The organism is Naasia sp., assembly GCF_025465545.1.
In the GTDB taxonomy this organism is placed as follows: domain Bacteria; phylum Actinomycetota; class Actinomycetes; order Actinomycetales; family Microbacteriaceae; genus Naasia.
The window spans coordinates 1-20,766 of sequence record NZ_JAODMK010000051.1 but is presented as its reverse complement, the minus strand read 5'-3'; the positions used below and the strand labels follow the sequence as shown (position 1 = coordinate 20,766).

The 20,766-nt window shown below is 71.1% G+C and carries 18 protein-coding genes and 2 pseudogenes; 11 read left to right on the top strand and 9 right to left on the bottom strand.

Annotated features, from left to right (window positions below):
* The 4 genes and pseudogenes from JWR33_RS13150 to JWR33_RS13135 form a co-directional block, all read right to left on the bottom strand.
* Positions 1 to 167 (bottom strand): annotated as a pseudogene (locus JWR33_RS13150) (glutamine amidotransferase); the annotation flags it as partial.
* A 131-nt stretch (positions 168 to 298) separates the two neighbouring features.
* The gene (locus JWR33_RS13145) at positions 299 to 751 is read right to left on the bottom strand and encodes a nuclear transport factor 2 family protein (RefSeq protein ID WP_164201355.1); all 453 of its coding nucleotides are present in this window, start codon (positions 749 to 751) and stop codon (positions 299 to 301) included.
* Between the two features lie 18 nt (positions 752 to 769).
* On the bottom strand, positions 770 to 2,566 hold the full coding sequence (locus tag JWR33_RS13140; protein WP_297412370.1) for a biotin carboxylase N-terminal domain-containing protein: 1,797 nt from the start codon (positions 2,564 to 2,566) through the stop codon (positions 770 to 772).
* A gap of 187 nt (positions 2,567 to 2,753) precedes the next feature.
* Positions 2,754 to 3,416, bottom strand: coding sequence for a Maf family protein (locus tag JWR33_RS13135; protein ID WP_297412369.1), 663 nt, complete (start codon positions 3,414 to 3,416; stop codon positions 2,754 to 2,756).
* A gap of 52 nt (positions 3,417 to 3,468) precedes the next feature.
* Here JWR33_RS13135 and JWR33_RS13130 point away from each other — a divergent pair, with 52 nt between their 5' ends.
* The 4 genes from JWR33_RS13130 (at position 3,469) to JWR33_RS13115 (ending at position 7,923) form a co-directional block, all read left to right on the top strand.
* Complete coding sequence (locus JWR33_RS13130; protein ID WP_297412365.1) at positions 3,469 to 4,698, top strand: TRAM domain-containing protein; 1,230 nt, start codon at positions 3,469 to 3,471, stop codon at positions 4,696 to 4,698.
* A gap of 231 nt (positions 4,699 to 4,929) precedes the next feature.
* A complete protein-coding gene (locus JWR33_RS13125; protein WP_297412368.1) occupies positions 4,930 to 5,616 on the top strand; it encodes a response regulator transcription factor in 687 nt (228 codons plus the stop codon).
* Positions 5,606 to 6,889, top strand: a complete 1,284-nt coding sequence (locus JWR33_RS13120) for an ATP-binding protein (protein WP_297412364.1) — start codon at positions 5,606 to 5,608, stop codon at positions 6,887 to 6,889. The genes JWR33_RS13125 and JWR33_RS13120 overlap by 11 nt, the downstream gene beginning before the upstream one ends.
* Positions 6,877 to 7,923 (top strand): hypothetical protein, encoded by a 1,047-nt coding sequence (locus JWR33_RS13115; protein WP_297412363.1) that lies wholly within the window; start codon positions 6,877 to 6,879, stop codon positions 7,921 to 7,923. Before JWR33_RS13120 ends, JWR33_RS13115 begins: the two co-directional genes overlap by 13 nt.
* Before the next feature lie 350 nt (positions 7,924 to 8,273).
* On the opposite strand, the gene JWR33_RS13110 is transcribed toward JWR33_RS13115, so the two are convergent.
* The 3 genes from JWR33_RS13110 to JWR33_RS13100 all read right to left on the bottom strand — a co-directional run bounded on the left by JWR33_RS13110 (position 8,274) and on the right by JWR33_RS13100 (position 11,005).
* On the bottom strand, positions 8,274 to 8,513 hold the full coding sequence (locus JWR33_RS13110; protein ID WP_297412362.1) for an acyl-CoA carboxylase subunit epsilon: 240 nt from the start codon (positions 8,511 to 8,513) through the stop codon (positions 8,274 to 8,276).
* Entirely contained in the window at positions 8,510 to 10,081 is a 1,572-nt protein-coding gene (locus tag JWR33_RS13105; protein WP_297412367.1) for an acyl-CoA carboxylase subunit beta, read from the bottom strand. The genes JWR33_RS13110 and JWR33_RS13105 overlap by 4 nt, the downstream gene beginning before the upstream one ends.
* 153 nt (positions 10,082 to 10,234) lie before the next feature.
* Positions 10,235 to 11,005: a polyprenol monophosphomannose synthase gene (locus JWR33_RS13100; protein ID WP_297412361.1), complete on the bottom strand. Its 771-nt coding sequence runs from the start codon at positions 11,003 to 11,005 to the stop codon at positions 10,235 to 10,237.
* Positions 11,006 to 11,078: 73 nt separating this feature from the next.
* Between JWR33_RS13100 and JWR33_RS13095 the strand changes: the two genes are divergently transcribed.
* The gene (locus JWR33_RS13095; RefSeq protein WP_297412360.1) at positions 11,079 to 11,870 is read left to right on the top strand and encodes a biotin--[acetyl-CoA-carboxylase] ligase; all 792 of its coding nucleotides are present in this window, start codon (positions 11,079 to 11,081) and stop codon (positions 11,868 to 11,870) included.
* Between the two features lie 6 nt (positions 11,871 to 11,876).
* Positions 11,877 to 12,485, top strand: a complete 609-nt coding sequence (locus tag JWR33_RS13090) for a PH domain-containing protein (RefSeq protein WP_297412359.1) — start codon at positions 11,877 to 11,879, stop codon at positions 12,483 to 12,485.
* Between the two features lie 108 nt (positions 12,486 to 12,593).
* On the opposite strand, the gene JWR33_RS13085 is transcribed toward JWR33_RS13090, so the two are convergent.
* On the bottom strand, positions 12,594 to 13,127 hold the full coding sequence (locus JWR33_RS13085; RefSeq protein ID WP_297412358.1) for a GtrA family protein: 534 nt from the start codon (positions 13,125 to 13,127) through the stop codon (positions 12,594 to 12,596).
* 59 nt (positions 13,128 to 13,186) lie between these two features.
* On the opposite strand from JWR33_RS13085, the gene JWR33_RS13080 reads away from it, so the two are divergent.
* The 3 genes from JWR33_RS13080 (at position 13,187) to JWR33_RS13070 (ending at position 16,412) form a co-directional block, all read left to right on the top strand.
* On the top strand, positions 13,187 to 14,299 hold the full coding sequence (locus tag JWR33_RS13080; protein ID WP_297412357.1) for a 5-(carboxyamino)imidazole ribonucleotide synthase: 1,113 nt from the start codon (positions 13,187 to 13,189) through the stop codon (positions 14,297 to 14,299).
* A gap of 191 nt (positions 14,300 to 14,490) precedes the next feature.
* Positions 14,491 to 14,976 (top strand): 5-(carboxyamino)imidazole ribonucleotide mutase, encoded by a 486-nt coding sequence (gene purE, locus JWR33_RS13075; RefSeq protein WP_297412366.1) that lies wholly within the window; start codon positions 14,491 to 14,493, stop codon positions 14,974 to 14,976.
* On the top strand, positions 14,973 to 16,412 hold the full coding sequence (locus JWR33_RS13070) for an LCP family protein (RefSeq protein WP_297412356.1): 1,440 nt from the start codon (positions 14,973 to 14,975) through the stop codon (positions 16,410 to 16,412). The genes purE and JWR33_RS13070 overlap by 4 nt, the downstream gene beginning before the upstream one ends.
* Before the next feature lie 257 nt (positions 16,413 to 16,669).
* Here the strand turns inward: JWR33_RS13070 and JWR33_RS13065 are convergent, their stop codons facing one another.
* Positions 16,670 to 17,800 (bottom strand): glycosyltransferase family 1 protein, encoded by a 1,131-nt coding sequence (locus JWR33_RS13065; RefSeq protein ID WP_297412355.1) that lies wholly within the window; start codon positions 17,798 to 17,800, stop codon positions 16,670 to 16,672.
* A gap of 195 nt (positions 17,801 to 17,995) precedes the next feature.
* On the opposite strand from JWR33_RS13065, the gene JWR33_RS13060 reads away from it, so the two are divergent.
* Positions 17,996 to 18,562: a hypothetical protein gene (locus tag JWR33_RS13060; protein WP_297412354.1), complete on the top strand. Its 567-nt coding sequence runs from the start codon at positions 17,996 to 17,998 to the stop codon at positions 18,560 to 18,562.
* Positions 18,562 to 20,766 (top strand): annotated as a pseudogene (locus JWR33_RS13055) (hypothetical protein); the annotation flags it as partial. The gene JWR33_RS13060 and the pseudogene JWR33_RS13055, both read left to right, overlap by 1 nt.

Below are 20,766 nucleotides of genomic sequence, written 5' to 3'. Positions count from 1 at the left end.
ATGACCCCGGAGTAGCTGGAGAGGTCAAGGGCAGGCAGGGGAGCCGCTTCCAGCCGGATCCGGCGGAGTTCGTTTGGCTGCAGGGCGACGTACCTCAGGTAGGCGGCATACTCGTCCTCGGCGGCGGCGTCTTCGGCCCGGGAGGCCAGGAGCAGGAAAGGCTTCACACGCTAAGTGTGCCCGGGGCCCCAGCTCAGCGCCAGAGCGCGGCCCCGCCCTCCCAAGTAGGTAGCGCTATCTGTCGTTGTGAGCACTCGTAACGACAGATAGCGCTACCTAGTTGGGATGGACAGTGGTGTCAGTGTCCGGCAGGCTGACCTGTCGGCTGAACGAAGGACCGCCGGGACTGCGGCCGGGCGGCGGGATCGGCATGCCGGTGGACCAGCTTCCAATAGCCCTCTTCGCGGCGGAAGACGCTGGTCACCCGAAGCGCGAACTCCTCGGTCAGCGGGGCGCCCTCCAGGCGGGCCCGGAAGTGTTCGGTCTCCACAAGGAAGGCGGTGTCGCGTGCGGTATAGGACGTGATGGTGTCAAAGCCCAGCATCTCGCCGTCCTGGAACTGCCGGGAGGCCTGGTCCAGCCGGGCCTCCACCTGGGCCCAGCCGCGGGCTATCCCGCCGAACGGATTGGCCAGTGTGACGTCGTCAAGCCGGGAGTAAAGGTCCTTGACCGGCCCGGGATTGCCGCGGGTGATCTCCGGAACCGCCAGGTGGTATCGGTCAACTTCTTCTTCAAAACTGGGTGCGAGCATGGGTGCCTCCGGCGGGATCTAGTCTTCGATCGTGGCGATGACGGCGCCGGCCGAAACCGTCTCACCGGCCACGGCACCGAGCCCGGAAATGGTTCCGGAACGGTGGGCGGTGAGGGGCTGTTCCATCTTCATGGCTTCCAGCACCACCACAAGGTCGCCTTCGGCCACAACGTCGCCGTTGGCCACGGCAACCTTGACGATGGTGCCCTGCATGGGCGAGGTCAGGGAATTGCCGGTGGCGGCCGCCGCAGCGCCGCCCGAGCGGAGCCGTTTTTTGGACTTACCGGCCTTGGCGTTGCCGCCGCCGGAACCGGTGCTGATGGCGCCCAGGGAGGCCGGCAGGACCACTTCGAGCCGCTTGCCGCCAACCTCAACCACCACGCGCTGGCGTTCCTCAGTGTCGTCGGCGGACGCGCCGGTTCCATCCGGCGTCCAGGCGGGAAGGTTATTGACGAATTCGGTTTCGATCCAGCGGGTGTGGACCTTGAAAGGTCCCTCGGCCGGGGCAAAGTCGGGGTCGCTGACCACGGCAAGGTCAAAGGGGATAACCGTGGGGATGCCTTCCACCACCATTTCCTCCAGGGCACGGCGGGAGCGCTGCAGGGCCTGGGCGCGGGTGGCGCCCGTAACGATCAGCTTGGACAGCATCGAGTCGAAGTTGCCGCTGATCACGTCGCCCTGCTCCACGCCGGAGTCGATCCGAATGCCCGGGCCCGTGGGGTTCTTCAGGGTGGTGATGGTTCCCGGGGCAGGCATGAAGTTGCGGCCCGGGTCCTCGCCGGTGATGCGGAATTCGATCGAGTGGCCCCGGACTTCGGGGTCGCCGTAGCCCAGTGCCTCGCCGCGGGCCAGCCGGAACTGTTCGCGGACCAGGTCGATGCCGGTGACTTCCTCGGAGACGCAGTGCTCCACCTGGAGGCGGGTGTTGACCTCGAGGAAGGAGATGGTGCCGTCCTGGCCCACCAGGAATTCGCAGGTGCCGGCGCCGAGGTAGCCGGCTTCCTTCAGGATGGCTTTGGAGGATTCGTAGAGCCGGCGGTTCTGCTCTTCAGTGAGGAAGGGCGCCGGGGCCTCTTCGACCAGCTTCTGGTTCCGGCGCTGCAGGGAGCAGTCGCGGGTCGAGACCACGACGACCTTGCCCTCGGCATCCGCGAGGCACTGGGTCTCCACGTGCCGAGGCTTGTCGAGGTACTTCTCCACGAAGCACTCGCCGCGGCCGAACGCGGCGATCGCCTCACGGGTCGCGGACTCGAAGAGCTCAGCCACCTCGTCGCGCTCGCGGGCCACTTTGAGCCCGCGCCCGCCGCCGCCGTACGCGGCCTTGATGGCGACGGGCAGGCCGTGCAGGTCGACGAAGTCGAGCACCTCGGACGCGTCGGCCACCGGCTCGAGGGTGCCGGGCGCGAGCGGAGCGCCGACGCGCTCGGCCACGTGTCGCGCGGTGACCTTGTCGCCGAGCTGCTCGATGGCGTGCGGCGGCGGACCGATCCAGACCAGTCCCGCGCCCTCGACGGCGCGTGCGAAGTCGGCGTTCTCCGCCAGGAAGCCGTAGCCCGGGTGCACCGCGTCGGCGCCGGAGCGCCGGGCAACGGAGAGGAGCTTCTCGATCACGAGGTACGTCTCCGCGCTCGTGCTGCCGCCCAGGCCGTACGCCTCGTCCGCGAGCTTCACGTGCAGCGCGTCCCGGTCCTGGTCGGCGTAGACGGCGACGGAGCCGAGCCCCGCATCCTTGGCAGCGCGCATCACGCGGACCGCGATCTCGCCCCGATTCGCCACGAGGACCTTGGTGATGGGACGCGTGGTCGGGGGAGGCATGGACTTCAGCCTATTGACCGCGGCGGCACGCCTTTTGGTAGCGCTCTCCAAAGTTGAGCGCACCTGGGGTGGGACGCCCTACAACTGCGCCTCGCTCCGCGGACACCCGCAACCCTCCGGCCACGGTGCAACGGCACGCGGTTGCACCGTGGCCGGACGGGTGCGTTCCTCCCGGCGCCGAGGCGCGTCAGCGGTTCCAGAGGTCCGGGAGCGCGACACCCGCGCGGCGCAGGAGGCCGCGGAGCGTCGGCAGCGAGAGGCCGACCACCGTGGACGGGTCGCCGTCGATGCGCTCGATGAACGGCCCGCCGAGGCTGTCGATGGTGAAGGCGCCGGCCACCTCGAGCGGCTCGCCGGTCGCGATGTACGCGTCGATCTCGTGATCCGTGATGTCCGCGGCGAAGGTCACCGACGCCGTCGCGACCGCGCCGGTTCCTCTGCTCGCCTGCCCCGAGCGGGCAGGGGCGCCCCCCTCCGGCTGCCGCGAGCGGGCGTCGACCAGCCAGTGGCCGGAGTGCAGCAGGCCGGTGCGACCCCGCTGGGCGAGCCAGCGCTCGCGAGCCACCTCCGGCAGGTGGGGCTTGCCGAACACGGCTCCGTCGAGTTCGAAGGCAGAGTCGCCGCCGAGCACGAACCCGTCGAGGTCCGGGGTGACCGAGGCGACCGCCTCCGCCTTCGCCCGAGCCAGCAGCAGCACCATGTCGTGAGGCGAGAGCGGCCCGCCCGCTCGCTCCGCGGCCGCGACCGCAGCGTCCTCGTCCACCGAGGACGGCAGGACCACCGGCTCGATCCCCGCGGCGCGGAGCAGGGCCAGACGGGCGGGCGACGTGGACGCGAGATACAGGCGGATGACGGCTCCCGGGACGCGATCGGCGCTTCGAGCGGTGTGACATGCTCGACGGGTGGGCGCCGGCACCGAACTCGAGCTCGAGATCTCCACGGTAGCCCACGGCGGGATCTTCGTCGCCCGGCACGAGGGACGAGTGGTCTTCGTCGCCGACACGCTTCCCGGTGAGCGGGTCCTGGCCCGGATCACCGACGACTCGCACGACCGGTTCTGGCGGGCCGACACGCTCCGGGTGCTGGAGCCCTCGCCCGATCGGCGCCCGCACGTCTGGGCGGAGGCGGACGTCTCCCGCGCCCCCGGGCAGCGCGCGGGCGGCGCCGAGTTCGGCCACATCACGGCGGAACGCCAGCGCGCGTTGAAGCGGGAGGTGATCGAGGACAGCCTCGCCCGGATGGCGCGGCTGGAGCTCGACGTGCCTGTGCAGGAACTCCCCGGCGAGCCCGGCGGGACCGGCTGGCGCACCCGGGTCCGCCTCCATGTCGACGAGGAGGGCAGGATCGGGCCGTACGCCGCGCGCAGTCACACCGTGGTCGAGGTGGCCGACCTGCCGCTGGCCACCGGGGAGCTGCGGGAGATCGCCGCCCTGGAGCAGCGGGTGCCCGGCGCCCAGCGCGTGGACCTGATCGCCCCGTCCGCGTCCCCCGCGCGGCGTCTCGTGCTCGGCGACGAGTCGCCCGAGCGCGAGTCGATCACCGAACAGGTGGGCGATCGCGAGTTCCGGCTGGACCTGCGCGGCTTCTGGCAGGTGCACCGGCATGCCGCGACGACCCTCACCGAGGCGGTGGGCCGCGCCGTCGACGACTCCCTGTTCGACCCGGCCGCCGCCAACCTCGACCTCTACGGGGGTGTCGGCCTGCTGGCCGCCGCGGTGGGCGACCGGTTCGGCGGGACCACCCGGATCACCTCCGTGGAGAGCGACGCCCGAGCCACCGAGTATGCCCGCGAGAATCTGGGCGACTGGGCCGGCGCCGCGGCGGTGACGGCGCGGGTGGACCGCTACCTGGACGCTCTGGTGCGGAGCGCGAGCACGGCGGAGCGGGCGCGGCTCTCCCGCGCGACCGTGGTCCTGGATCCGCCGCGCGCCGGGGCGGGCAAGCAGGTGGTGGCCGCGCTCGGCTCGCTTCGTCCCGCGCAGATCGTCTACGTCGCCTGCGACCCGGTCGCCCTCGCCCGGGACCTCGGCGCGCTGGGCCGCAGCGGGTATCGGGTGGCCTCGATGGAGGCCTTCGACCTCTTTCCCCACACGCACCACGTGGAGGCCGTCGCCGCCCTCGTGAGGGACTGAACCGCGCCCCCGCGGGAGGTCGGTAGACAGGTATGTTCACCGGCGTGTCGCCGGTGCGACCCTCCTCCTGGCCCGGAATTCCGCGGGACCCGCACGCGCCGCGAAATGGGGGCGCAGAGCGGGGTACAGAATCCGATGCTCACATCTAGCATGGAAGAGCCGCTCAGCGGCACGGGGGGAAGGGTGGCGGTGGCACACACGATGGAAGCATCTGTCGACGTTTCCGGCGGAATGCATGCGGCGGATTCGACCGCGCCGGTTCAGCACGTCCGCGTGGCAGCAGTCGACGATCACGAGTCCGTGCGCCTCGGCTTGCGGGCTGCCTGCCTCGACGCGGGGTACGACTTCATCGAAGAGGCGGCGAACGTCGACGACCTCGTCGCCGCGCTGCGCGGCCGCGAGTGCGACGTGGTCGTGCTCGACCTGTCGCTCGGCGACGGCTCGACGATCACCGACAACGTCAAGAAGATCCAGGCCACCGGTGCCGGGATCCTCGTGCACAGCATCGCCGACCGGGTCGCCGGCGTGCGGGAGGCACTCGCCGCGGGAGCCGCGGGGGTCATCCCGAAGTCCGCCGCGACGCAGACCGTGATGGCGGCCATCCGCACCGTCGCCCGTGGCGAGGTGCTCAACAACCTCGAGTGGGCGAGCGCGATCGATGCGGACGCCGACTTCGCCAAGGCGCAGCTCGGGCGTCGCGAACGCGACGTGCTGCACCTGTACGCGTCGGGTCTCCCGCTGAAGATGGTGGCCGCCCAGCTGGGCATCGCCGCCTCCACCGCACGGGAGTACCTGGACCGGATCCGCGTCAAGTACGTGGAGGTCGGCCGACCTGCGCCGACGAAGGTCGATCTGCTTCGCCGGGCCGTCGAGGACGGGATCCTTCCCGGACTGGACTCTGAAGCCGATGAGCGGTAGGCCAGAGGCCTCCACCGCACCCACCGAGGTCCGCCAGCCGGCGAACCCCATCACGACCAGTCAGGTCGAGGTCGTCCTCTCGAGGTCGGCCAGCATCTTCGGGCTGCTCGTGGGCCTGCAGACCCTGCCGGCGCTGCTGACCCAGTTTCCCGCGATGAAGACAGCCCTCGGGCTCACCGTCATGGCGGTCGTGTTCGGAGCGCTCGCTCTCGCGGGGCTCGCCGCCACGTTCCGCCAGTGGACCCGGCCGATCTTCGCCCTGCTGCCCGCGGTGTACCTGATCGTCCTCGCGCTCTGGGACCCGATCGTGCAGGGCCCGCTGCCCGGCAACGACGCGCCCTGGATCTACTACCTCTGCAACGTGGCCACCGGTTTCGCCGTCGTGGCGAGCGGCCGCCGCTGGGCGGTCGCCGCGGCGTACACGATCGCCACGCCGATCGTCGTCGCCCTCATCCGCGCCGAGCCGGACGGCGGCGGCGCGTCGTGGAGCCAGGCGGCCCTCGACGGCCTCTACTGCCTGCTGCTCGGCGCCGTCATCCTGGTGATCGCGGTGGCGCTCCGCCAGGCTGCCGCCTCGGTCGACTCGGCGCAGTCCCAGGCCCTGGAGCGCTACTCGGCAGCGGTGCGCAGCCACGCGACGGAGGCGGAGCGCGTCACCGTGGATGCGCTGGTGCACGACAGCGTGCTCACCACGCTCCTCTCCGCCGCCAGGGCGCGCAGCGCCGACTCGATGGCGCTCGCCGCACAGATGGCCCGGAACGCCCTGGGACACCTCGCGAAGGCGCAGTCGAGCTTCCCGGGCGCGGAGCACGACGTGAGCCTGGGCGTCGTCGCAGGCCGCATCCGGCTGGCCGTCGCCGAACAGCCTGCACTCTTCGAGGTGCACGTGCACGACCTGTCGTCGCGGGTGATTCCCGAATCCGTGTCCTCGGCCGTCGTGTCCGCCGCGACGCAGGCCATGGTCAACAGCGTCAATCACGCCGGCTCTGAGCCGGTGCGCCGATCCGTCACGATGCGCGGACTCGAGGGTGGCGTCAGCGTGGTCATCGAGGATGACGGCGCGGGCTTCGACCTGGGGGCCATCGCTCCAGGACGGCTCGGCGTGCGGACCTCGATCCTTGAGCGGATGTCGAGCCTCGGGGGAGTGGCGGAGATCACCACCGCGCCGGGCGAGGGTGTACGGGTCGAGTTGCGCTGGCCGGCCCGGCCGGAGTCGGAGCAGCCCGAGGGGGATGCCGCCGTCTCGGCGGATGCCGCGGGGTGGTCGGAGTGATCGCCCTCTCCCGTGGGCTGGTGCTCGCCCTCGGCGGGCTCTTCTCGGCCTACCATCTGGTGCTCGCCGCCTATGACCTGGCTGCCCCCGAGCGCATCGCGCCCGTGCTTCTCGCCATGGCGCTCTACGCGGGTGCGACGATCCTCAGCCTCTGGCCCTCGAGCCCGATCACCATGCCGTACTGGCTCGCGTCGCTCAACATCGGCGTGAGCACGGCGATCTGCTTCCTCGTCACGAGCCAGCTGGATCCGGGCATCGAGGGCAGCTACGCCACCTGGCACGTCGCGGCCGTCGGCACCCTGATGACCATCACCGCGATCCGCCGGCGCACCATGTTCGCGTGGGTCGGCACGGCGGTGCTCACGCTGCAGACCTTCGTCTGGGCGGGACCCGCCGCGATCGCCACCATGGGCGTCATCGGCAGTGTCGTGTGGGTGGCGATCTCGCAGATGGTCTCGCGGGCACTCGCGAAGGCCGGCCGGGACGCCTCCCAGTTCGCCCTCGCCGAGCGCGAGGCCGTGGAATGGCAGGCGGGCCAGGAGGCGCACCTCTACGAGCGACAGCTGCGCCTCGTGCAGACGAGCCGGGTGGCCGTGCCGATGCTGCAGCGGATCGCTCTCTCCGGCGGCAGTCTCACCGAGGAGGAGCGCCGCGAGTGCTTCAACCTCGAGGGCGCGCTGCGCGACGAGATCCGCGGCCGCCGTCTCCTGAACGACGCGGTGCGCGAGCAGATCATGATCGCCCGCCGGCGGGGCACCACGGTGCAGCTGATGGACGAGGGCGGCATCGACGACCTCGACGAGCCGGAGCTCGAGCGCGTGCTCAACCGCCTGGCGGACGTCCTCCGCGGCGTGGAGACCGACCGGCTCATCATCCGCACGGTGCCGGCCGGATCGGAGACGGCCGTGACGGTCGTCGGCCTGCGCACGGTGGGGGACGGAAGCGCCTCCCTGCTGTCCGACGACCACGACGACGAGGTCGACCTGTGGGCCGAGATCCCTCGCGTTCCCGAGGACTCCCGAACGCGCCCCTGAGTCCGGTGCGTTCCGGGCATCGGGATCGCCGCCCCGGCCCTCGATGGAGGCCGTACCCCGGTGTACAGATCGGTTCCCCGGGCAACAGGCGGAAACTAGGCCGATACTCGGGGGAAGCGTCCCCCGAATGTCCCCCCAAATGCCGACTTTGTCGGACCCGCCGCTGACGGCAGGATTATTGCTGTCAGGTGCTCGTCTTAGAGCATCCACCGGGCACTCGCCAACTAGGGTAAGCGGGCGAGTGATCTGGGGGCGAGTCAGGGGGATATTCGGGTTATCGCCCTGACTCGGGTTTTGAGCAAGGGCCGGTCGGCGACGACCGGCCCTTCTTCATCTTCCCGCGATCTGTCTCAGGACCAGGTGTCGGGGAGCGGGACTCGGAGGTCGCGCTGCGACACCCAGCGGCTGGGCCGCGGGGCAGTCGGGGCGGGGCGAGCCGCCGGCTGCGCTGCGACGGCCTGCAGCACGGCGACGATCGCCGCGAGCTCCTCCGGTGTCGGCGTGCCGGACTGCACCCGAAGGTCGAGCGGCACGACCTGCTCGACAGGATCCGGCTGCTGCGCGCCCACCGTGGGCTTGCGTCGGCTCACAGCGGGATGTTGCCGTGCTTCTTGGGCGGCTGGTTCGCGCGCTTGGTGCGCAGCGCCCGCAGCGCCTTGACCACCACCACGCGCGTTGCGGCCGGTTCGATCACCCCGTCGAGCTCGCCGCGCTCCGCCGCGAGGAACGGGCTGGCGACGTTGTAGGTGTACTCGTTGGCGAGGCGGGTGCGCACGGCAGCCACGTCCTCGCCGGCCTCCTCGGCCCGCCGGATCTCGCCGCGGTAGAGGATGTTGACCGCCCCCTGGCCCCCCATCACGGCGATCTCCGCGGTGGGCCAGGCGTAGTTGAGGTCTGCGCCGAGCTGCTTCGACCCCATCACGATGTAGGCGCCGCCGTAGGCCTTGCGGGTGATCACGGTGACGAGCGGCACAGTCGCTTCGGCGTATGCGTAGAGCAGCTTCGCGCCGCGCCGGATGACGCCCGTCCACTCCTGGTCGGTGCCGGGCAGGTAGCCGGGCACGTCGACGAGGGTGAGGATCGGCAGCGAGAACGCGTCGCAGAACCGCACGAACCGGGCCGCCTTCTCGCCTGCATCGATGTTGAGGGTGCCGGCCATCGCGTTCGGCTGGTTGGCGATGATGCCCACCGGCCTGCCCTCGATGCGACCGAAGCCGACCACGATGTTCGGCGCGAACAGGGGCTGCGTCTCGAGGAACTCGCCGTCGTCCACGAGGTGCTCGATCACCGTGTGCACGTCGTACGGCTGGTTGGGGCTGTCGGGGATGATCGTGTTGAGCCGGCGGTCGGCGTCGGTGATCTCCAGCTCCGCCACCGCCTCGTAGACGGGCGGGTCCGACAGGTTGTTGTCCGGCAGGTAGGACAGCAGGGTGCGCGCGTAGTCGAGGGCGTCGTCCTCGTCGCTGGCCAGGTAGTGCGCAACACCCGAGCGCGTGTTGTGGGTGAGGGCGCCGCCGAGATCCTCCATGCCGACGTCCTCGCCCGTGACGGTCTTGATCACGTCGGGGCCGGTGACGAACATCTGGCTCGTCTTGTCGACCATGATCACGAAGTCGGTCAGGGCCGGGGAGTAGACCGCGCCGCCGGCGGCCGGGCCCATCACGATCGAGATCTGCGGGATGACGCCGGATGCCGCGGTGTTGCGGCGGAAGATCTCGCCGTACTTGCCGAGCGCGACGACCCCCTCCTGGATGCGGGCGCCGCCCGAGTCGAGGATGCCGATGATCGGCACGCCCGTCTTGAGTGCGTGCTCCATCACCTTGATGATCTTCTCGCCCGCCACCTCGCCGAGGGAGCCGCCGAAGATCGTGAAGTCCTGCGAGTAGACGGCCACCTGCCGGCCGTGGATGGTGCCGAGCCCGGTCACGACGGCGTCGCCGTACGGCCGCTTGTTCTCCATGCCGAACGCGTGGGTGCGGTGTCGCACGTACTCGTCGAGCTCGACGAAGGAGCCGTGGTCGAGCAGCTGCTCGATGCGCTCCCGGGCGGTCTTCTTGCCCTTGGCGTGCTGCTTCTCGATCGCCGCCTCGCCGCTCGCGGTGACCGCCTCGTGATACCGGTTCCGCAGGTCGTGCAGCTTGCCTGCGGTGGTCAGCATGTCGGGCGCGGCGACCGCGTCGATCCGCGCGTCGGAATGCTCGCCGGGAGGCCGGGCGACGTTGGTGTCGGTCACGCGATTCACCCTACCGGCCTGCCCGAAGGGCTCCCCGTTGACGTAATCCACAAAGCCTCCGCCCCGATCCAGGGGGCGTCAGCGGGCGCCGCGACTCCCGAGTCGGCGCACGCGGCGCTGGATCCCCCAGAGCGGCACCATCAGCACGGCCTCGGCCACGATGGCCCTGCTCATCTTGGAGGTGCCCGCCGCGCGCTCACGGAACTCGATCGGCACCTCGACGATGCCGTAGCGGGCGTCGAGCACGCGCAGCGTCATGTCGATCTGGAAGCAGTAGCCGCGCGAGTGGATGTCCTCCAGCGTCATCGCGCGCAGCGCGGAGGCCGAGTACGCGCGGAAACCGGCGGTCGAATCCCGAATCGGGATGCCGAGCAGCACTCTGGCGTACGCGTTGCCGCCGCGGCTGAGGGCGGTGCGGAACGGCGACCAGTCGACGACGCTCCCGCCGGGCACCCAGCGCGAGCCGATCACGACACCGACAGCGGGCGACCCCTCCAGCACATCGAGCATCCCGGGCAGGGAGGAGGCGGGATGCGATCCGTCCGCGTCGAACTCGACGATCGCGGGGTAGCCCTGCGCCATCGCCCGCTCGAAGCCGGCGAGGTAGGCGCGCCCGAGACCGTCCTTGCTGCTGCGGTGCAGCACCGACACCCTCGGCTCATCCGCCGCCAGCCGGTCGGCGAGGTGCCCGGTCCCGTCCGGGCTCCCGTCGTCGACGATGAGCACATCGAGGTCGGCGCCGAGGTCGAGGACGCTGCGCACGGCGGCGGCGAGGCTCTCGAGTTCGTTGTAGGTGGGGATCACCACGAGGGCCCGGGCAGGAGGCGCGGGGAGGTCCGGTCCAAGCACCCGTCGATCCTAGGCGTGGGCGGAACCGGCGCCCTGCATGCCCGCGGGGGAACGTCCCCGCTAGCGTGAGCGGGTGCATCTGCCCCGCTCCGCCGCCGTCGCCCCCCGCCTCGAGGTGCTGGCGAGCGCCGGGTCGACGAATGACGAGCTGCGCCGGAGGGTCCAGCACGAGCCGGAGGAGTGGCCGGACGGTTCCGTGCTGGTGACCGACGATCAGACGGCAGGTCGGGGGCGCCTCGGACGCAGCTGGACCGCCCCTGCAGGCGGGTCCATCGCGATCTCGCTGCTCGTGCGCGCGGACCTTCCGCCGACCGCGATCGGCTGGCTTCCGCTCCTCGCCGGACTCGCGATGACCCGAGCTCTCCGAGACCTGGGAGTGCCCGCGGCCCTGAAGTGGCCCAACGACGTGCTCGTGCGCGGGCGAAAGCTCTGCGGGATCCTCGCGGAGCTCCTCCCCGGTGCCGACGGCCTGATCGTGGGGGCGGGGGTGAACCTCACGCTCACCGAGGAGGAGCTGCCGGTGCCGACCGCGACGTCGCTCGCGATGGAGGGAGTCGAGCCCGATCCTGACGCGGTCCTCGCGGGCTATCTCTCCGCATTTCGCACGGAGCTGGACGCGCTCGCGGCCGCCCGCGGCAGCGCTGAGCGGAGCGGCCTGCGGGCCGCCGTTCTGGGGGTCTGCGACACCGTGGGTCGCGCCGTTCGGGTGGAGCTGCCCTCCGCGATGCCCCTGCAGGGGGTCGCGACGGGCATCGACGAGACCGGCCGGCTCCTCGTTCTTCCCGGCGACACGCCGCATTCGGGCGACTCGGCAGGAAATGCCGTGCCCGTCTCGGCGGGAGACGTGACCCACCTGCGGTATTAATGAGTCATGGCGAGCGGTGCCGGCACGACCGACGCCGCGGTGGGCTCTCCCCGGCGCGGTCGTCCCACGGCGACCGTGGAGGCCATTCCCGCTCCCAAGCGCGGCTCGACCGCGGAGCAGACGGTCGCTCGGATGCACTCCTCCGCCCGCCGGCTGTTCTGGCCTGCGCTCGCCGTGGCCGCAGTCTCCGCGGGCTACGGCTACGCCGCCGGCCGGCTTCCAGAGCCGTGGGAGAACTCCGCGCTGCCCTTCGTCGCCCTCGCCCTCGTGGTGCTGCTCGGCCTGATCCCGTACCTGCTCTGGCTCAGCCGCGTCTACACGATCACCACCCGGCGCCTCGTGGTGCGGTCCGGCTTCGTGATCCGCAGCCGCCAGGAGGTGCTGCTCACGCGCGGCTTCGACGTGACGATGCGCCGCGGCCCCCTGCAGACCCTGGCGGGAAGCGGAACCCTCTTCATCGACACGGGCGGTGAGGATCCGGTCGTGCTTCGCGACGTGCCGTCCGCCAAGCTCGTGCAGGCCACGCTCGCCGACCTCATGGAGCACAGCCACAACGCCCCCGGCACCAAGCGCCAGCAGCAGATCGCCGCGACGCGACGCCCCTTCGACCCCTGATCCGCGCGGGTCTCTCGGTCGGTCGCGGCAGAGACGCATCCATCCGGCCGAACCGCAACGGCACGCGGTCGCCGATTGGCCGGAACGCTGCGGCTGTCAGGGGGGAGGTCAGCCCTCGTAGGACGGGCTGGGGGCAGCCGCGGCGCGCACCCGGAGGCCCTTGCGGCTGGCTCGGCCCGGCTGGTAGACCCAGTGCCGGTACAGCGCGAAGCGCACGATCGAGCCGAGCAGCAGCCCCACCACGTTGGAGGACAGGTTGTCGGCCAGCAGCGAGGTCCAGCCGAACGCGTAGTGCGACACCCACAGGCAGCCGAGGCCGATGCCCATGCCGAGGATGCTCACCAGCAGGAACTCGAGCGCCTCGATTCCGCTGTCCGGACGCCGATGCGGACCGAACGTCCAATAGCGGTTGCCCACCCAGTTCGCCGCGATCGCCACAGCGGTCGAGATCAGCTTCGCCAGGATCGGCCCCTCGTGGTGCGCCTCGGGAGCGAAGACCGTGAGCCGGAGGACGTTGAACACGACGAGATCCAGCACGAAGCCCACGCCGCCGACCAGCGCGAAAGCGAACAGCTGCCGCGCGAGCGCGCCCGCCCGGTCCGACACCGTTCGGGCTGGAGCCGCCGGAGAGGAGAGGGGCATGCAGGAGTCCCGTTCGTGAGCGAAGATGGGCGTGCGCGAGTCTAGAGCAGGGGGTGTGGATGAAGCTGAGCGTTGGCGTTGTGGGTGGCGGGCAGCTCGCACGCATGATGATTCCGGCCGCGATCGAGCTGGGGATCGACCTGAAGGTACTCGGCGAGACCGAGGGGTCCTCGGCGCGACAGGCCGTGACCGTCGTCGGCGACTACCGCGACGCGGCGACCGTCCTCGCCTTTGCCGAAGGGGTCGACGCCCTCACCTTCGATCACGAGCACGTGCCGCAGCCGGTGCTGCGTGAACTCGTCGCGCACGGCGTGGCCGTGCGGCCCGGCCCGCACGCGCTCCTGTACGCCCAGGACAAGCTGCTCATGCGCGAGAAGCTCGCCGCTCTCGGCCTGCCCGTCCCCGACTGGGCCCGCGCCCGCAGCACGGACGATCTCGACGCCTTCCTCCGCGATCACGACGGCCGCGCCGTCCTCAAGACCCCGCGCGGCGGCTATGACGGCAAAGGCGTGCGCATCGTCACCTCCGGCGCGGAAGGCGCGGACTGGCTGGAGGACGGCGAGCTCCTCGTCGAAGAGGTCGTCGACTTCCGGCGCGAGCTCGCCCAGCTCGTCGCCCGTCGCCCCTCCGGCGAGATGGTCGCCTGGCCGGTCGTCGAGACCGTGCAGCGCGGCGGCGTCTGCGCCGAGGTCGTCGCCCCCGCGCCCCGCTCCGCCGGCCGCCTCGCCGACATCGCCTGCGACATCGCCTGGCGGGTCGCCGAAGGCCTCGATGTCACCGGCGTGCTCGCCGTCGAGCTCTTCGAGACGGTCGACGGCCGGGTCCTCGTCAACGAGCTCGCCATGCGCCCCCACAACTCCGGTCACTGGACCATCGACGGCTCCACGACCAGCCAGTTCGAGCAGCACCTCCGTGCCGTCCTCGACCTGCCCCTCGGCGCCACCGGCAGCCGAGACCCGTGGAGCGTCATGGTGAACATCCTCGGCGGTCCCCAGCGCGGCACCCTCGCCGACCGCTACGCCGCCGCCCTCGCGGCCCAGCCCGTCGCCAAGATCCACAACTACGGGAAGGATCCGCGGCCGGGCCGCAAGGTCGGGCACGTCACGGTCGGCGGCGACGAACTCGACGACGTCGCCTATCGGGCACGGGCTGCGGCTGCTTTCTTCGAATAGTCCTTCCGCTGGTCCGGGATGCCACGGAGGGCGGCATCGCCGACCCCCCCCGCGACCCACACCGAGCAGATCGCGAGAACAACAGGCGGCGCCTTTACCATGGGACAATGCCCGAACCCGTCCCCTCGCTCACGCCGGAGCTGGCCGTGCTGGCTGCTTCGGACCTCGAGGGGGCGCTCGTCGGCGTCGTCATGGGGTCCGATTCCGACTGGAACGTGATGAGCGCGGCGGCGCAGGTGCTGGCGGAGTTCGGCGTGCCGCATGAGGTGGCCGTGCTGAGCGCGCATCGCACGCCGGACCGGATGATCGAGTACGGGCGGTCCGCGCGCGAGCGGGGGATCCGCGTGATCATCGCGGGAGCGGGCGGAGCCGCGCACCTGCCCGGGATGCTCGCGAGCGTCACCACACTGCCGGTGGTCGGCGTCCCGGTGCCGCTCGCGCTGCTGGATGGGATGGACTCGCTGCTGTCGATCGTGCAGATGCCCGCGGGGGTGCCGGTCGCGACGGTGTCGATCGGCGGCGGCACGAATGCCGGCCTGCTCGCCGTCAAGATCCTCGCGACCGCGGACGAGTCGCTCGACGCGAAGCTGGCCGCCTACATGCAGACTCTCGCAGCCAAGGTGGAGCAGAAGGACGCCGCCCTCCGCGCCGGTCTGGGCGCACCGGAGAGCCGGTGACCAGAGCGTCGTACCCGACCGCGCCGCCCACGGGACGCAGCCGCGACGCGCAGGGCCGCGGCCTGGGCGCGTCGAGCACGCTGCGCACCCCGAATCCGGTCACCGAGGGCGTGATGACGCGCCGGGCCTGGTTCCTGGTGGTCCTCAACGTCCTGGTGCCGGGGTCGGCGCAGACCCTGGCGGGGAGCCGCAGGCTGGGAAGGTTCGGTCTCGGCTGCACGCTGCTGCTGTGGGTGCTCGCGGCAGCCGCCATCGTGCTCGCCTTCACCAACCGCGGCGTGCTCCTGGCGCTCGTCACCAACCCGATCGGGCTGTGGCTGATCCAGGGGGTCCTCGTCGGCTACGCGCTGCTCTGGATCGTGCTGACGTTCGACACCCTTCGGCTCGTGCGCTTCGTCCGTGTGCGAGGCGTGCTGCGCCCGGTCCTCGCCGCCGTGTCCGTGATCGCGCTGATCGCGCTGACCGGAACCGCGGCGTACGGCGCGTTCCTCGCCGGCGTGACGAGGGACGCGATCTCCGACGTCTTCCGGTCCTCGCCGCCCGAGCCGCCGATCGACGGCCGCTACAACGTCATGCTGCTGGGTGGGGACGCCGGCCCGGACCGGGAGGGCCTCCGCCCCGACAGCGTCTCGGTGATCAGCATCGACGACGCGACCGGCTCGGTGTCGATGTTCGGTCTTCCGCGCGACCTCACCGACATCCCGTTCTCCGAGGGGTCGCCGATGCTGGCCGACTACCCCGACGGGTATGGGCACAACGACACCTGCGACGTCGACGTCTGCCAGCTCAACTCCATCTACACGGAGGTGGAGCTGAAGAGCCCCCAGCTCTATCCGGACGCGGCGAAGGAGGGCAGCGAGCCCGGCATCGAGGCGATGCGCGACGCGGTCGAGGGCGCCCTGGGGATCACCCTCCAGTACTACGTGCTCATCGACATGCAGGGCTTCAGCGACCTGATCGACGCGCTGGGCGGCATCGATATCACGGCGACCGAGCGGGTGCCGATCGGCGGCCACCTCGACGACGCCGGAGACCTCGTCGGCGTGGGCGCCTGGATCGAGCCAGGAAAGCACCACCTCGACGGCAACCACGCCCTCTGGTACGCCCGCTCCCGCTACGGCTCCGAGCACGGGGACTACAGCCGGATGGCCCGTCAGCGCGAGGTGCAGGAGGCGATGATCAACCAGCTGGATCCGGCCACGGTGCTCACCCGATTCCAGCAGGTGGCGCTGGCGGGCGCGCAGGTGGTGAAGACCGACATCCCCCAAGGCACCCTGGGGCGCTTCGCGGACCTCGCACTGAAGGCGAAGGGCCAGAAGGTGGACGACATCGAGTTCGTCCCGGACCTCATCGACCCCGCCGCCCCGGACTACGACTTCATCCACTCCGAGGTCGCCAAGAGCATCGCCCCGGCCGAGGACACCGCAGGCGGGTAGCGGCCCCCAGCTCTCGCTCAGCAGGCATTCTGCCCGCACCGACTCTCGCTCAGCAGGCATTCTGCACGCCACGCGTCCCATGCGGCCTTTTCTGCCTGCTGACAGTGAAATCACCTGCTGAGTGAAAGTGCGCGGCGGAAGAATGCCTGCTGGGCGGGAGGGCCGGCAGGCGGGAGAGCCGGCAGGCGGGCAGGCCGGCGGGCAGAGCGTGATGGCAGGGCCGCGACGGAGAGTCGCCGCGTCGGACTGACGCTCTGCTAGAGGTCGGCGTGCAGCTGCCAGACCCGCTCCGCGGAGTCGCGCCAGCTGTAGGCCTTCGCGCGGTCGAGGCCGGACACCTCCAGCCGGGCGAGGAGCGTCGTGTCGGACAGCGTCTTCGACAGCGCCGCGGCGAGCCGCTCCGGGTAGCGGTCCGCGGGCTCCCGGGGGACGACGACCGCCGCGCCGTCGGCCACCTCGACGAGCGCGGGGGAGTCGGAGGAGACCACCGGGGTGCCGAAGGAGAACGCCTCGACCATGGCGAGGCCGAAGCCCTCGCTGAGGCTCGGCGCGACGAGCGCCGAGGCGCGGTCGAGGACGACGGCGAGCTCGCTGTCGGTCACGATGCCGAGATGGCGCACGCGCTCCGCCGGCAGGCCGGAGCGCGCGATCGCCTCCTGCAGCGTCGCGTCGGCGTACCGGTCGGGGCCGACATGCACGAGCGGCACGTCCGGCGCCGACGGCAGGGCGAGCGCCTGGAGCAGGACCTCGAGGCCCTTGTGCGGCTGCATCCCGCTCACCGAGAGCAGGTACTCCGGAGGGAGGCCCAGGCGGGCGGCGGTCTCTGCGGGATTCGAAGGCAGGGCGAGGGATGAGCTGACGGCGCCTCCGATCACCCGCAGCCGGTCGCCGAAGCCGATCAGTCGCTCGAGCTCGGCGGCGACCGCGTGGGTGGGCACGACGATCGCGTCCGCGTGCCGCTTCGCCCGCGCCGCCATGTGCCGGACCCAGCGCGATCGCCGGGACTCCGGGTACCTCCACGCCGTCGTGTCGTGGATCGTCACCACGGTCTGATCGCCGGGCGAGCGCCCCCGGTCGTGGGAGCGCAGTGGGGCGAGCAGAGTGGTGCCGTGCACCATCCCATGCAGGGGGAGGGTGGTGATGGTCCGGTTCCACGCTGCGTAGAGCTCGCGGCGACCGAGGTTCAGCTCGGTCAGGTGGCTCAGGCCGGGGAGCGACACCCTCAGCCGCGCCAGCTCCTCCTCGGACGCTGAGGCAGTGATGCCCTCCACATCGCAGTTCCGAGGCGCCGTCGCGATGAGCGCCGAGGTGAGCTCCTCGGTGTACCGGGCGAGCCCGCGGGGCGACCGTTCGAGGGCTGCGTCGACGATCACGCGGAGGGTCACCATGTGTCGCGAGCCTACCGGCGGAGCCGCTGGCGAGCCCCGGGGTTGACGCGCCCGGATGCGCCCCGCGAGCGGGAGTTGGACTCGTTCGGGGGGCCCGATCGGAGGGGCTGCGGGGGCGTCCCAGCGGTGGCCCCGATATCAGAAGCCCCGATCGGGGGGTACTCTCCGCCGGGAGTCCCTGCCTACCATGACGACGTGGGGGCAAAATTCGGGGGAATAGTCTGCCTGGCGCTGGGCGCCGGTATGGCTGTGTTCGTGCTGGCCGGATGCAGTCTGCTGCCGGCCGGGGCGCCCGTGGTGAGCACGGAGACGCTCGCCGCCGGAATCACTCCGAACAAGGATCCGCTGCCTGCGCCCTCCGCCATCGCCGGCGACGAGACGGCCGACGCGACCGACGAGCAGAGCGCCGGTTCGCCCGGTGACGCGTCAAGCGCGCCCGCCGATCCGGCCGCGCCCGTCGCTCTTGTCTCCGTCACCCCGCTCATCGTGTCCTCGTCGTGGGACGCGACAGCGAGTGCCCTCACCGTCGATGCCTTCGTCTCCTCCATCACCGAGGACGGCGGCACATGCTCGCTCGTCGCCGAGCTCGATGGCAGCGTCGTCTCCGTCGAATCCGCCGCCTTCGCCGCAGCGCAGTCCACCGAGTGCGGCGAGCTCGCCCTCCCCGGGCTTGCTCAGGGCACCTGGAGCGTGCGCGTCGAATACGCCTCCGACCGCTCAGCGGGCGTCTCGGACAGCGTCGACGTGGCGGTGACCTCGTGATGCGCTCCCTGCGCGACCGGGCCGCCGCGGCGGTCGCCGTCGGACTCGCGCTTGCGGTCGGCGCGTCCCTCGCGATCGGCGTCCTGGCGCCTGCCGCGCCCGCCTCCGCGGCCAGTGCGACGCAGTTCGATCCCGGCATGATCATCACGGACTCGCTGTTCTTCAACGGCAGCGCCGCCAGCGCCGCTCAGGTGCAGAGCGTCCTGGACGCGAAGGTCGGCATCTGCCGCGCCGGCTACACCTGCGTCAAGGCGTACAAGGAGACCACCCACACGATCGCCGCCGACCCGATGTGCGGCACCTACACGGGCGGCGCGAACGAGACCGCGGCCACGATCATCTACAAGGTCGGCAAGGCCTGCGGAGTGAGCCAGAAGGTTCTCATCGTGCTGCTGCAGAAGGAGCAGGGCCTGATCACCGACGACTGGCCCGTCGCCCGCCAGTACCGCTCGGCAACCGGCTACGGCTGCCCGGACACCGCCGACTGCGACTCCGAGTACTACGGCTTCTTCAACCAGGTCTACAAGGCGGCCTGGGCCTTCAAGCGGTACTCGATGCCCCCGGGCACCGGTCCCGGCACGAACTGGTACTCCGTCTACAACCGCTACGCCCCCAACAAGACCGTCAACGTGCTCTACAACCCCAACTCGGCGTGCGGCAGCAAGTCGGTGGCCATCAAGAACCAGGCGACGGCGAGCCTCTACTACTACACCCCATACACGCCCAACACGGCGGCACTGAGCGCGGGCTATGGCATGGGCGACTCCTGCTCCGCGTATGGCAACCGCAACTTCTTCCTCTACTACGCCGACTGGTTCGGCTCGCCGTCCGGATACTCGGTCGGCACCGACTTCAGGACCGTCTACGCCGCCAACACCGGCGCTCTCGGCGACGCGACCTCCGGCGTGAAGACGTCGACCGCGAACGGCGGCGGCTCGTACCAGCTGTTCCGCAAGGGCGCGATCTTCAAGTCGGCGAAGGGCACCTTCGCCCTCAGCGGCGCGGTCTACGCCGAGTACATCCGACGCGGCGGCGTCGCCGACTCGCTCGGCTGGCCGGCCGGCGCCGTCAAGCGATACACGGAGAACGGCGGGGGCGAGGCGCAGCCGTTCGCCAGCGGGGAGATCTACTCCTCCGCCGCGGGCGCGTACGCGGTTCGCCTCGATCTGCGGGCCGGATACCTCGCCCAGGGCGGCCCCAAGGGCGCCCTCGGCTGGCCCAAGACGGGGGCGGTGAATTCCTCCCTCAAGGGTGGCGGAAGCCTCCAGGAGTTCACCAAGGGCACGCTCTACTACTCCAGCGCCGTCTCTGCCTCCGCCTCCACGTCCGCCGTCACCCCCGCCCGGGCGCGTGCGCTGATCGGCGCCATCAAGACCGAGTACGACCGCCGCGGGGGCCTGTCGGGCAACCTCGGCTGGCCCACGGGGGACGCGGTCTCCTCGACAGCCAACGGGGGCGGCGCGAGCCAGGCGTTCCAGGGTGGCGACATCTACTCCTCCGCTGCCGGCGCGTACGCCGTGCGGCTGGACATGCGGGACGTCTACCTCGCTCTCAACGGCCCCGCGGGAGCCCTGGGCTGGCCGATGACCTCGTCCGCTGCGTCCACCGCGAACGGCGGCGGCTCGATCCAGAAGTTCACCGGCGGCACCGTGTATTACACGGCGGCCGGGGGGCCGCACGCCATGAGCGGCGCTGTGCTCAGCGAGTACCTTCGGCGAGGCGGCGAGACGGGGACGCTCGGCTGGCCAGTAGGAGATGCGACCAAGTTCACGCAGAACGGCGGCGGCACCGTCCAGCGGTTCCAGGGCGGCGGCCTCTACTCCTCGACCTCCGGCACCTTTGCGGTGCGCGACGAGATCCTGAACGCGTATGACGCGGCAGGGGGGCAGAAGGGGATGCTGAGCTGGCCGACGATGGACGCGAAGTCGTCTACGGCCAACGGCGGCGGCGCGATCCAGAGGTTCACCGGCGGCACCGTGTACTACACGGCAGCCAAGGGGGCTCATGCGATGACCGGGGCGGTCCTGGCGGAGTATCTGCGGCGCGGCGGCGAGGCGGGCACCCTCGGCTGGCCTGCCGGGGATGCCGAGAAGTTCACCGAGAGCGGTGGCGGAACGGTTCAGCAGTTCCAGAGCGGCAAGGTGTACTCGTCGGCCGCGGGGACCTATGCCGTCCGGCTCGACATTCTGAACGCGTATGACGCG